10 protein-coding genes are annotated in these 12,519 nt (G+C 65.0%); 6 read left to right on the top strand and 4 right to left on the bottom strand.

Features of this window, described 5'->3' with window-relative positions; genetic code table 11:
* Positions 1-76 precede the first annotated feature (76 nt).
* The 3 genes from FJ471_RS08705 to FJ471_RS08695 all read left to right on the top strand — a co-directional run bounded on the left by FJ471_RS08705 (position 77) and on the right by FJ471_RS08695 (position 3,229).
* Entirely contained in the window at positions 77-1,000 is a 924-nt protein-coding gene (locus tag FJ471_RS08705) for a sulfite exporter TauE/SafE family protein (RefSeq protein ID WP_140542037.1), read from the top strand.
* The gene (locus FJ471_RS08700) at positions 1,000-1,791 is read left to right on the top strand and encodes a TIGR02186 family protein (protein WP_140802771.1); all 792 of its coding nucleotides are present in this window, start codon (positions 1,000-1,002) and stop codon (positions 1,789-1,791) included. Before FJ471_RS08705 ends, FJ471_RS08700 begins: the two co-directional genes overlap by 1 nt.
* 181 nt (positions 1,792-1,972) lie before the next feature.
* Complete coding sequence (locus FJ471_RS08695; RefSeq protein WP_140802770.1) at positions 1,973-3,229, top strand: Hsp70 family protein; 1,257 nt, start codon at positions 1,973-1,975, stop codon at positions 3,227-3,229.
* Here the strand turns inward: FJ471_RS08695 and FJ471_RS08690 are convergent, their stop codons facing one another.
* Together FJ471_RS08690 and FJ471_RS34715 are read right to left on the bottom strand one after the other, a co-directional pair.
* Positions 3,230-4,135 carry a LysR family transcriptional regulator gene (locus FJ471_RS08690; RefSeq protein ID WP_140802769.1) on the bottom strand — a complete coding sequence of 302 codons (906 nt, stop codon included), beginning with the start codon at positions 4,133-4,135 and terminating at the stop codon, positions 3,230-3,232.
* A gap of 55 nt (positions 4,136-4,190) precedes the next feature.
* Positions 4,191-4,337, bottom strand: coding sequence for a hypothetical protein (locus tag FJ471_RS34715; protein WP_181179256.1), 147 nt, complete (start codon positions 4,335-4,337; stop codon positions 4,191-4,193).
* A 77-nt stretch (positions 4,338-4,414) separates the two neighbouring features.
* Between FJ471_RS34715 and FJ471_RS08680 the strand changes: the two genes are divergently transcribed.
* The 3 genes from FJ471_RS08680 to FJ471_RS08670 are packed head-to-tail and all read left to right on the top strand — an operon-like array spanning position 4,415 to position 9,021.
* Positions 4,415-7,345: a molybdopterin oxidoreductase family protein gene (locus tag FJ471_RS08680; RefSeq protein ID WP_140802767.1), complete on the top strand. Its 2,931-nt coding sequence runs from the start codon at positions 4,415-4,417 to the stop codon at positions 7,343-7,345.
* Positions 7,342-8,076 (top strand): 4Fe-4S dicluster domain-containing protein, encoded by a 735-nt coding sequence (locus FJ471_RS08675; protein ID WP_140802766.1) that lies wholly within the window; start codon positions 7,342-7,344, stop codon positions 8,074-8,076. The genes FJ471_RS08680 and FJ471_RS08675 overlap by 4 nt, the downstream gene beginning before the upstream one ends.
* Before the next feature lie 9 nt (positions 8,077-8,085).
* The gene (locus FJ471_RS08670; RefSeq protein WP_140802765.1) at positions 8,086-9,021 is read left to right on the top strand and encodes a DmsC/YnfH family molybdoenzyme membrane anchor subunit; all 936 of its coding nucleotides are present in this window, start codon (positions 8,086-8,088) and stop codon (positions 9,019-9,021) included.
* 5 nt (positions 9,022-9,026) lie between these two features.
* Here the strand turns inward: FJ471_RS08670 and pdeM are convergent, their stop codons facing one another.
* Entirely contained in the window at positions 9,027-9,743 is a 717-nt protein-coding gene (gene pdeM, locus FJ471_RS08665; RefSeq protein WP_140802764.1) for a ligase-associated DNA damage response endonuclease PdeM, read from the bottom strand.
* A gap of 22 nt (positions 9,744-9,765) precedes the next feature.
* A complete protein-coding gene (locus FJ471_RS08660) occupies positions 9,766-12,288 on the bottom strand; it encodes a ligase-associated DNA damage response DEXH box helicase (RefSeq protein WP_140802814.1) in 2,523 nt (840 codons plus the stop codon).
* Positions 12,289-12,519: the final 231 nt, after the last annotated feature.

Raw genomic sequence — 12,519 nt, 5'->3', positions numbered from 1 at the left:
AAAAATTGGCTTTTCGGTGCTTTAGTGTCCAGGGACGGCACTATAGGCCGACAGACAAACTGATCGAGACAGACGGGTGGGCATCTATCTCCCGATCGCGGAAATTTCCGTCAACGTCTTCGTGCTGCTGGCAATGGGCGCGGCGGTGGGTTTCCTGTCGGGCATGTTCGGGGTCGGCGGCGGCTTTCTGATCACGCCGCTGCTGATCTTCTACAACATCCCGCCGGCGATCGCGGTGGCCACTGGCGCCAACCAGGTCATCGCCTCCTCCTTCTCCGGCGCGCTCTCGCACTTCAAGCGCGGCACGCTCGACTTCAAGCTGGGCGGCGTGCTTCTGGCCGGCGGCATCGTCGGCTCGACAGCCGGCATCTTCGTCTTTGCGCTGTTGCGCCGGCTCGGCCAGTTGGACCTGTTCATCTCGCTGCTTTACGTCGTGCTGCTCGGCACCGTCGGCGGGCTGATGCTGGTCGAAAGCGTCAATGCGCTGCGCGCCAGCCGCAGCGGCGCGGCGCCGGTATTGAAGAAATCCGGACAGCACAACTGGATCCACCGGCTGCCGTTCAAGATGCGCTTCCGCGCCTCGAAGCTGTTCGTCAGCGTCATCCCGGTGCTCGGGCTCGGCGTCGGGATCGGCTTCCTGTCGTCGATCATGGGCGTCGGCGGCGGCTTCATCATGGTGCCGGCGCTGATCTACCTGCTCAAGGTGCCGACCAATGTCGTCATCGGCACCTCGCTGTTCCAGATCATCTTCACCTCGGCCTATACGACGCTGGTGCATGCCACGACCAACCAGACGGTCGATGTGATCCTGGCCTTCCTGCTGATGGCCGGCGGCGTCGCCGGCGCGCAATATGGCGCCAAGGCCGGCCAGAGGCTGCGCGGCGAGCAGCTGCGCGCGCTGCTGGCGATGCTGGTGCTGGCCGTCGCCATCCGCCTTGCCGTCGATCTCTTCGTGACGCCGCCCAACCTCTATTCGCTTACCGCCGCGGGCCTCAACTGATGGCGGCACGACGAGCATTTGCAGCTGCCGTCTCGTTGTCGATGCTCTTTGCGCTTTCACCGGCGACGGCGCAGACGCCGCCGGTCGAAAGCATCCAGATCGGCCTGTCGACCGACGCCATTTCCATCACGGCGAGCTTCTCCGGCGCCGACCTCACCATCTTCGGATCGCTGGAAAATCCCGATCCGCTGGTCGCTCGCCAGGGACGATACGACGTGGTCGTCGTGCTCGAAGGACCGCCACGGCCGGTTGTCGTTCGGCGCAAGGACCGGGTGCTCGGCGTCTGGATCAACCTGGAGTCGGAGACGTTCGAGAACGTGCCGGTCTCCTATTCGGTGGCGACGACGCGGCCACTGCAGGACATCGCCGAGCCTGCCAAGTACAAGCAGCTCTCGCTCGGCGCGCAAAACCTCTACATGAAGCCGGCCGACGAGACCGACAGCCCGGCCACCATCGAGGAATTCACCGCGGCACTTCGCGACCGCAAGGCCGCGACTGGCCTCTACAGCGAGAATGTCGGCGGCGTGCAGTTCCTGTCGCAGAACCTGTTTCGCGCCACCGTGCGGCTCGCGCCCAACGTGCCGGTCGGAACCCATAAGGCCCGCGCATTCCTGTTCAAGAGCGGCATGTTCGTCAAGGAAAGCTCGGCCCAGCTCGAAATCCGCAAATCCGGTTTCGAACAGTCGATCTTCCGCGTCGCGCACGATTATTCCTTTCTCTACGGCGTGTTCGCCATATCGCTCGCCATGCTGACAGGCTGGCTGGGCCGGCTGATCTTCCGCAAGGATTGATGCCTCGGGAATCCATTTCCCGTGAAAAGAGGGTTCCCCTTTTCCCGGTTTTGCGATACATCGCCGCCTCCCAGCCCTAGGGACAAGCAACACATTCAATTTCGATAGAGCGGTCCGGCCTTCCGGATGACGGCGCGCAACGCGTCGGCTTGCCGCCATGAAACAACGACAGGAGGCTGCGATGCGATCGGCATTCGGCGGCATCGATTTCGGCACGTCCAATTCCACCGTTGGCGTGATCCGTGACGGCCGGGCGCGACTGGTGGCGCTGGAAGGCGAGCAATCCACTCTGCCAAGCGCGGTGTTCTTCAACTTCGAGGACGGCTACACCTATTTCGGCCGCCGTGCGATCAGCGACTATACCGACAGCATAGAAGGCCGTCTGATGCGCTCGCTGAAGAGCGTTCTCGGCAGCTCCTTGGCCAACGAGAAGACACGCATCAAGGCGCGCCAGATCGGCTTCATCGACATCATCGGCCTGTTCATCGATCATCTGAAGAAGCGGCTGGAAGAAGATGCCGGCGGTCCGGTCGAGAACGTGGTGCTTGGTCGGCCGGTGCAGTTCGTCGACGACGATGCGGCCTCCGATGCAAAGGCGCAGGGCGAGCTGGAAAAGGCCGCCCGCGCGCAGGGTTTCAAGCACATCGCCTTCCAGTTCGAGCCGATCGCGGCGGCGCTCGACTACGAGCAGAAGGTCGCCCGCGAGGAGCTGGCGCTGATCGTCGACATGGGCGGCGGCACCTCCGACTTCTCGATCGTGCGGGTCTCGCCGGAGCGCGCCCGCTCGACCGATCGCAAGGCCGACATCCTGGCCAATCGCGGCGTCCATATCGGCGGTACCGATTTCGACCGGCTGCTCAGCATCGCCCATGTGATGCCCGAGCTCGGCTATCTGACGCGGACCAAGGATCACAAGCGCAACCTGCCGGCGGCCTACTTCATCGACCTGGCGACCTGGCAGCGCATCAACCTCGTCTACACAGCCAAGGCCATGAACGACCTGCGGCAAATCCGCTACGAGGCCGAGCGGGCCGACCTTGTCGACCGCTTCATCCATGTCGTCGAGCATCGCTATGGCCATGCGATGGCGGGCCTGGTCGAAAGGGCGAAGATCGCGCTGACCGACCAGCCCTTGGCGGAGGTGAAGGTGTCGCTGCCCGGCGCGCGCTTCGCGGCCGAGATCACGCGCGCGGGTCTGGAGGAGACCATTGCGGGCGATATCGAACGCGTGACCGCGACAGTCAAACAGACGATCGCGGACGCTGGCGTTGATGCCTCGGCCATCACGGCCGTGTTCCTCACCGGCGGCTCGACCGCCATCCCGCTGGCGAAGCGGGAGATCCTCTCGCTGGTGCCGCAGGCCTCGGTCATCGAAGGCGACATGTTCGGCTCGGTCGGCCTCGGCCTCGCGCTCGACGCGCAGCGCAAATACGCCTGATTATTCCGCGCTTGCCGGCACGTCCGCCTTGCCGGTGAGGTGCGCCTTCAGTGCCATCTGGGCAAGGCTCGCCTGGCGGTCGCGATGCGTGATCATGGCGAAGTCGCGCTTCGGCAGTTCGACCGGCACCGCCCTGAGGCTGCCCTCCGCCAGCGAACGCGCGACGACGAGCTCCGAGATGATCGTGGCGCCCGCGCCGGCCTCGACCGCCTGACGCACGGCCTCGTTGCTGGGCAGGACCAGGAATATCTGCAGCTCCGCCGGCGGGACCCCCTGACTGAGCGCGAAATCCTCCAGCGCCTCGCGCGTGCCCGATCCGCCTTCCCTGATGATCCAGCGCAACGCCCTGATGTCGAGGTTGCCCGCCCGCGTCATCGGAATTTCGGGATGCGAGCGCGCCACCACCAGCATCGGGTGGTCCTCGTCGACCGTGGCGCGGCGCAGGATGTCGGACTCGGTGCGACCCTCGACCAGGCCGAAATCGGCGCGGCCGTCCAGCACATTGGCCTCGACCTGCCTGGTGTTGCCGATCGTCACGCTCAGCTTCACGGCGGGATAGGCTTCGTGGAAGGACGCCAGGCGACGCGGCAGCCAATAGCTGGCGATGGTCTGGCTGGCCGCGATCGACAGGCTGCCGGCGACGGTCTGCGAGACATCCTCCAGGACGCCGCGGGCAGCCGCGGCGCGATCCAGAACCGCCTTGGCCTCCGGCAGGAAGCGATGACCGGTCTGGGCCAGTTCGATGTTGCGGCCTACCCGGTTGAACAGGCGCACGCCATGCTGGCTTTCGAGCGCGCGGATGGCCGCTGACGCAGCCGACTGCGAGATGCCGAGCCGCTCCGCCGCCTTGGTCATGTGGCCGTGCTCGGCGACGGCGACGAATATGCGCAGCTGATCCAGGGTCATGGCGCAACTAAGAAGCAAAATCGATCGGAATTACAAGAGCCGCTTGTTAGACGGATTAATTGCTTTGTTCTAAGTTTTTCACTGAAGTTGGAAAAAATTGGTCGTCAAAGGCCAAGAGTGGGAAATGGTTGGGCGCTTCAAATCCCTGTTCGCGCATTGGGGCGGTCGGCTGAAGCGGCAACTCGCCGGTGAGCGTTATCATCCCGAGCTCCATTACATGCGCGGCCCGGGACCCAAGACGAAGGCCAAGATGGCGAACGGCAAGAGCGGTCGCGGATCATGAGCAGAGCCGCGCCGCGCGGCGCCAATTCCGCCCCTTCGCAGCGGCCGCTGGCCGACAGCCGAGCGCCGAATGAGGGTGACGGCGTCGAGACCTCGCCGAGCGTCTCCGACCGCATCGCCAAGACCACCTGCTACATGTGCGCCTGCCGCTGTGGCATCGACGTCCATATCAAGGACGGCAAGGTGCGTTACATCAACGGCAACAAGGACCATCCGGTGAACCGCGGCGTGATCTGCGGCAAGGGCAGCTCCGGCATCATGCAGCATTACAGCCCGGCGCGGCTGAGGAAGCCGCTGCTGAGGACAGGGCCACGCGGCTCCGGCGAATTCCGCGAGATCGAGTGGGACGAAGCGCTGACCATCGCCACCGAAAGGCTCTCGGCGATCCGGCGCACCGATCCGAAAAAACTTGCCTTCTTCACCGGACGCGACCAGTCGCAATCGCTGACCGGCTGGTGGGCGGCGAAATTCGGCACGCCCAATTTCGCCGCGCATGGCGGCTTCTGCTCGGTCAACATGGCGGCGGGCGGCCTCTACACGATCGGCGGCTCGTTCTGGGAGTTCGGCGAGCCCGACTGGGACAACACCCGATACTTCATGCTGTTCGGCGTCGCCGAGGACCATGATTCCAACCCGATCAAGATCGGCCTCGGCAAGCTCAAGGCGCGTGGCGCCAAGGTGGTTTCGATCAACCCCTGCCGCACCGGCTACAACGCCATCGCCGACGACTGGATCGGCATCCGGCCGGGCACGGACGGACTGTTCGTGCTGGCGCTGGTCCATGAATTGCTCAAGGCCGGGCGCGTCGATCTTGACTACCTGCTGCGCTACACCAACGCGCCAGTGCTGGTCGTGCAGGAACCGGGGGCCGCCGATGACGGGCTGTTCGTGCGCGACGGCGACGGCAATCCGCTTGCCTGGGACAGGGTGGCGAAGCGGCCGGTCAATGCGGCCGGCCCCGAAGCGAAGCCGGCGCTGACTGGCAGCTATCAGGTCGGCGGCCGGCGCTGCGTGCCGGTGTTCCAGCTCATCGCCGATCGTTATCTGGACGAAAGCTACTCGCCAACCGCCGTGGCGGAGCGCTGTGGCGTTGCGGTGGACACGATCCGCCGGATCGCGGCGGAATTGGCGCATGTCGCCTTCGAGCAGACGATCGAGCTGCCCATCGCCTGGACCGACTGGGCGGGCCGCCGGCACGAGACGATCAAGGGCCGGCCGGTCTCGATGCATGCGATGCGCGGCATCTCGGCACATTCCAACGGTTTTCATACCTGCCGCGCCATCCATTTGCTGCAGGTGCTGCTCGGCACCGTGGACGTTCCAGGCGGCTTCCGCTTCAAGCCGCCTTACCCGCGCCCGGCGCCGCCAGGGCCGAAGCCATGCGGTAAAAACGCCCAGCCGATGACGCCGCTGGACGGCATGCCGCTCGGCTTCGTCTGCGGACCGGACGATCTTCTCGTCGACGAGACCGGCCGGCCCACCCGCATCGACAAGGCCTATTCCTGGGAAGCGCCCATGGCCGCACATGGGCTGATGCACACAGTCATCCGCAACGCCTGGGCCGGCGATCCTTATCCGATCGACACGCTGATGATGTACATGTCGAACATGGCGTGGAACTCGTCGATGAACACGGTCGAGACGATTGCCATGCTGACCGACAAGGATGAGGCGGGCGCCTACAGGATCCCGTTCATCATCTATTCCGACGCCTATTACTCGGAGACGGTGCCGTTCGCGGACCTGGTGCTGCCCGACACCACTTATCTCGAGCGGCATGATTGCATCAGCCTGCTCGACCGGCCGATCAGCCATGCCGACGGACCGGGCGACGCCATCCGCCATCCGGTCGTGCAGCCGGACCGCGACGTGCGGCCGTTCCAATCGGTGCTGATCGACCTCGGCGCGCGGCTCGGCCTGCCCTGCTTTGTCAAAGGCGACGGCTCGGCGAAATACCGCGACTATGCCGACTACATCGTCAACCATGAGCGCACGCCCGGCATCGGCCCTTTAGCCGGCTGGCGTGGCAAGAATGGCGGTGCGATCGGCAGGGGCGATGTCAACCCCGACCAGCTGCAGCGCTACATCGACAATGGCGGCTTCTGGCACCACGATTTTGCCGACGACCAGCGCTACTACAAGATGGGCAACCGCTCTTACCTCGACTTCGCGGTCGAGATGGGCTTCATCGCCAAGGCCGAGCCCATCGTTTTCCAGCTCTACTCGGAGCCGATGCAGCGCTTTCGGCTTGCCGCGCGTGGTCATGGCAAGGTGCAGCCGCCGGACGCCGAGCGCCACCGCATCGAAGCCTATATGGATCCGCTGCCGTTCTGGTACGCGCCCTTCGAGGACGACACCGTCGACTTCGAAAAATATCCGCTGCATGCGCTGACGCAGCGACCGATGCATATGTACCACTCCTGGGGCTCGCAGAATGCGTGGCTGCGGCAGATCACCAACCAGAACCGCCTGTTCGTCCATCATCAGACGGCCGCTGGGCTCGGCCTTGCCGACGATGACTGGGTGTGGATTGAAAGCGTCAACGGCCGGGTGAAGGGCCAGATCAAGCTGGTCGACGGCGTGAACCCGGACACTGTGTGGACCTGGAATGCGATCGGCAAGCGCCGCGGCAGCTGGGGCCTGAAGGACGATGCGGCGGAGAGCAATCGCGGCTTCCTGCTGAACCACATCATCGGCGACCAGACGTCGGCCGACGCCAACGGCAAGCGCTACTCGAATTCGGATCCCGTCACCGGACAGGCGGCGTGGTTCGACGTGCGCGTGCGCATCGCAAAATGCGCGCCCAACGAAGCCGGTTTCACCGAGCCGCAATTCGAGCGTTTTGCCCAGCCGCCACATTTCCCAACTCCGCCCGACGTGCTGCGCTTTGGCGCGGAGTTCCATGCAAAGAGGGAAGCCGCCGAATGACCTGCCTTCCCTCACATACCGACAAGAAACTCGGGCTCGTCGTCGACCTCGACACCTGCGTCGGCTGCCAGGCCTGCGTCACCGCCTGCAAGGAGTGGAACACCGGCGGCCATATGGCGCCGCTGACCGATATCGATCCCTATGGCGGACATGTCGATGGCGTCTGGTTCAACCGGGTGCATAGTTACGAGCATACGACGGAACTGGGCGGCCGCACGGTGAACTTCCCGCGCTCCTGCCTGCATTGCGAGACGCCGGCCTGCGTCACCGTCTGCCCGACCGGCGCTTCCTACAAGCGCGCCTCGGACGGCATCGTGCTGATCGATGAGGACAAATGCATCGGCTGCAAATTGTGCAGCTGGGCCTGCCCTTACGGCGCGCGCGAATTCGACACGGATGTCGGCGTGATGAAGAAATGCACGCTCTGCGTCGACCGCATCTACAACGACAATCTGGCGGAAGAGGACCGCGTGCCGGCCTGCGTCGCCGCCTGCCCGACCAGCGCCCGGCATTTCGGCGATCTCGGCGATCCTGCCTCTGCAATCTCACAGCTTGTCGAGGAGCGCGGCGGCGTCGCGCTCATGCCCGAGCTCGGCTACAAGCCGACCAACAGATATCTGCCGCCGCGTGCCCGCAGCGAACGCGCGGCGAAGGTCGACGCGCCGGCGCTTGAGCCGATCCGGGCCGAGGGCGGTTTCCTCGGCTGGATCGACCGCATGCTTTCGAACTAGCCGATCATCATGCACCCTGCTTTCTCGGTCGTCTTCTTCACCACCGCCACTGGGGCCGGCTACGGCCTCTTGGCGCTGCTCGGCCTGCTTGGCGGGTTTGGCGTGATCCCGGCCGATTTCTGGCTTGGCCTTGTCGGCATGGCGCTGGCGCTCGGGCTGATCGCGGCAGGGCTTTTGTCCTCCACTGGCCACCTGGGCCGTCCCGAGCGAGCCTGGCGAGCCTTCTCGCAGTGGCGCAGCTCATGGCTGTCGCGCGAAGGCGTGGCCTCGGTCGCGACCTTCATTCCAGCCGCACTGTTCGGCGTCGGCTGGGTATTTCTCGGCCGTAATGGCGGATGGGTGGCCGTCGCCGGGCTGCTGGCTGCGGCGGGCGCGCTCGTCACAACCTGCACGACAGGCATGATCTACGCCTCGCTGAAGCCAATCGCGCAGTGGCACAGCCGCTATACTTTGCCGGCTTATCTTATCTTCGCGGCGATGACCGGAAGCGTGTTGGGGAACGCCTTATTCCAATGCTTCGGCGCAGCCTCGACAACGGTCCTGATCGGCGGATTGCTGGCAACGCTTGCCGGTTGGGGCTGGAAACTTGCGACCTGGAACTACAATGACCGGCTGGAGATTCCGACCACCGCCAACACGGCGACCGGACTTGTCGGCGGCACGGTCCGGTCGATCGAATGGCCGCATACGGAAGAGAACTATCTGCTGAAAGAGATGGGCTTTAGCATCGCGCGCAAGCACAGCGCGAAGCTGCGGCGGGTCACGCAGGCGCTGGCCTTTGCAGCGCCGGCTTTCCTGCTGGTAATCGCGTTCTTCCTGCCATGGCCTTTGGGCGTGATCGCATCCGTGCTTGCTGCCCTTGCGCAATTAACCGGCATGCTGGTCGAGCGTTGGCTGTTCTTCGCCGAGGCGAAGCATACGGTCGCGCTCTATTACGGACGATAGGAGGGTCAGCCCGGCCGCAGCATCGAGCCTGATATGGCGAAGATGCGGTCGGCGCCGAGCATATAGGCTACCAGCGTTTCCAGCCTAAACAGGCCGGCATAGGCGCGGTCGAGCACGTTGAGCGAGCCGGTATAGGCGCCGAAGGCCGGCATGATCATGCGGCCGCCATCGCCAGCAAAGCAGCGCCGCCGGACCGAGCGGCCGCGCTGGACGATGCGCGCGCAGGGATGGAGATGGCCTGATATCTCGCCCTCGACCCGCGTCTTCGACGGCTCGTGGCGAAAGAGCAGCGAGCCGATGGCGAGTTCCCGCACCGTCTCGCCCGGCAGATCGGCGGGCGCTTCCGGGTCATGGTTGCCGGCAACCCAGAACCAGTCGCGGCCGGCCATCATCGCCTCCAGGCGTTCACGGAAACTTGCATGCATGCGCTCGGCGCCGCCGCCATCATGGAAGGAGTCGCCCAGGCTGACGACGATCCGCGGCTGGTAGTCGGCTATGACCGCCTGCAATTGCAGCAGGGTCGCGCCGGTATCGTAAGGCGGGATCAGCGCGCCGCGCTTGGCGAAGGACGAGCCCTTCTCGAGATGCAGGTCGGAGACGGCGAGCAGCCGCAGGTCGGGGAAATAGAGCACGCCACGGCGGTCGCAGACCGCGCGCTCGCCAGCGATGCCGACAAGATCGGCCTCGGCGATCAGCGTTGCACGCGACAGCGAAAAATTCATCCCCTCCTGGCCTCTCGGTTCGTCACGCCCGGCCGCCCATGGCTTCCTCGACCAGGTCGGCGGCTTCCATCAAAAGCGTGTCGTTGGCGCCGCCATTGACCGATTCCTTGCCGATCTCCAGCATCACCGGCACCGCCAGCGGCGAGATCTGATCGAGATGCTTATGCATGATTCGACCGCGCACACGCGAGAGCATCTCGCCAAGTCTGCTGACATCGAGCAGACCGGCCGAGGCGTCGGTGCGCGTCGCCTGCAGCAGGATATGGTCCGGCTCATGGCTGCGCAGCACGTCGTAGATCAGGTCTGCCGAGACCGTCACCTGGCGCCCGCTCTTCTCCTGGCCGGGGTAACGCTTCTCGATCAGCCCGGCGATGACCGCGCAGGTGCGGAAAGTGCGCTTCAGCATCCAGCTCTCGTTCAGCCAGTCCTCCAGATCGTCACCCAGCATATCCTCGTCGAAAAGCGCGGCCAGCGATGGCTTCTTCGCCCTAAAGAGTGCCGCCATGTCGTCCAGCGCCCACACCGCCAGCGAATAGTCGGTGGCGACGAAGCCGAGCGGCCTCGCATGGGCTCGCTCCAGCCGGCGGGTCAAAAGCATGCCGAGCGTCTGGTGCGCCAGCCGGCCCTCGAAGGGATAAGCCACCATGTAGTGGCGGTTACCGCGCGGAAAGGTCTCGACCAGAAGGTCGCCGCGCTTGGGCAGCACCGACTTCTCCTGCTGGATGCGAAGCCAGTCAGCCACCTGTTCGGGCAGGAGCTTCCAGCGGTCGCTGTCGGCCAGCATGCCGCGCACCTGCTCGGCGAGATAGGTCGAAAGCGGGAATTTGCCGCCGGCATAGGACGGCACGATGATGTTGGCGCCGGCGCCGTTGGAGACGACGCATTCGTTCTCGCGGATGCCTTCGAAGCGCAGCACCTTGCCGGCGAAGAGGAAGTTGTCGCCGGGGCGCAGCGTCTCGGCGAAATACTCCTCGATCTTGCCGAGCACCGGCCCGCCGCGGCCGGCCATGCCCCGGCCCTGCCGGACGTAACGGATATTGAGCTCGGGCATCTCGACGATGGTGCCGACATTCAGCCGATACTGCTGCGCCACGCTCGGATGCGAGACGCGCCAGAGCCCGTCCTTGTTTTTCCGGATGCGGGCATAGCGCTCATAGTTCTTCAGCGCGTAGCCGCCGGTGGCGACGAAGTCGATGACGCGGTCGAAGGTCTCGCGCTCCAGCGCGGCGTAGGGGGCGGCGCCACGCACCTCCTCGAACAGCAGATTGGCATCGAACGGTCCGCCGCAGGCGACACCCAGCACATGCTGCGACAAGACATCGAGCGCGCCCTTGATCAAGGGCGGCGTGTCCTGCGCGCCGAGATAGTTGGCGTCGAGCGCGGCGCGGCATTCCAGCACCTCGAAGCGATTGGCCGGGATCAAGATCGCCTTCGAAGGCTCGTCCATGCGGTGGTTGGCGCGGCCGATGCGCTGCGCCAGGCGACTGGCGCCCTTCGGCGCGCCGACATGCACGACCAGGTCGACATCGCCCCAGTCGATGCCGAGATCGAGCGTCGAGGTGGCGACGATGGCGCGCAGCGCATTGTCGGCCATCGCCTTCTCGACGCGGCGGCGCTGGCCGACATCGAGCGAGCCGTGATGCAGCGCGATCGGAAGCGAGTCCTCGTTCGCCCGCCACAGCTCCTGGAACAAAAGCTCGGCCTGGCTGCGGGTGTTGACGAAGAGAAGCGTGGTTTGGTGCTCCTTGATCGCCTCGTAGATTTCGGGAATCGCGTAGCGGGCCGAATGGCCCGACCACGGCACGCGCTCGCGCGAGTCCAGGATCGAGATGTCCGGCTTGGCGCCGCCGGCAACCGTGATCAGCCCGGCCATCTCGCCAGGTGGATTCTGCGCCACCAGCCAGCGCCGCAATTCGTCCGGCTCGGCCACGGTGGCCGACAGGCCTATGGTCTGCAATCCGGGGACGAAGGCGCGCAACCGCGCAAGACCGAGCGCCAGCAGATGCCCGCGCTTGGAGGTGACGAGCGAATGCAATTCGTCGAGCACGACATAGCGCAAATCCTCGAAGAAGCGCTTTGCGTCGTTCGAAGCGATCAGCAGAGCGAGTTGCTCGGGCGTGGTGAGCAGGATGTCGGGCGGCGCCAGTTTCTGCCGCTGGCGCTTGTGCGAAGGCGTGTCGCCGGTGCGGGTCTCGATGGTGATCGGCAGTCCGATCTCCTCGACCGGCTTACCGAGATTGCGCTCGATGTCGACAGCCAGCGCCTTGAGCGGCGAGATGTAGAGCGTGTGGATGCCGCGATGCGCCTGGCCCGGTTTGCGCTTCGGCCGATTGGCGAGCTCGGTCAGTGATGGCAGAAAGCCGGCCAGCGTCTTGCCGGCGCCGGTCGGCGCGATCAGCAGCACCGACTGGCCGCCTTGCGCCTTCGCCAGCAGCTCGAGCTGATGAGCGCGGGGCGACCAGCCCTTTTCGCCGAACCAATTGACGAATGGTTCGGGCAGCAGGACGGCGGCATTCTGTTCGGCAAGGCGCGGTTGCTCGGTCACGCGCAAGAGGTAGCGCGGCGGCACGAAATCGCCAAGGAAAATCGGAACAAAAGGGGATCATGCAACTCTTCCCCTTCTCCCCTGCGGGAGAAGGTGGATCGGCACGGCAGCGCCGAGACGGATGAGGGGTGTTCCAGCTTGGCGCCAAGCTTACCCCTCACCCGGATTGCCAACCGAATTGCGAAGGGCAATTCGGGGCAATCCGACCTCTCCCACAAGGGGAGAGGTAAA

The organism is Mesorhizobium sp. B2-7-1 (assembly GCF_006440735.1).
In the GTDB taxonomy this organism is placed as follows: Bacteria; Pseudomonadota; Alphaproteobacteria; order Rhizobiales; family Rhizobiaceae; genus Mesorhizobium.
Note: the sequence above shows the minus strand (reverse complement) of the source record. Positions and strands in the feature narration are given on the sequence as shown.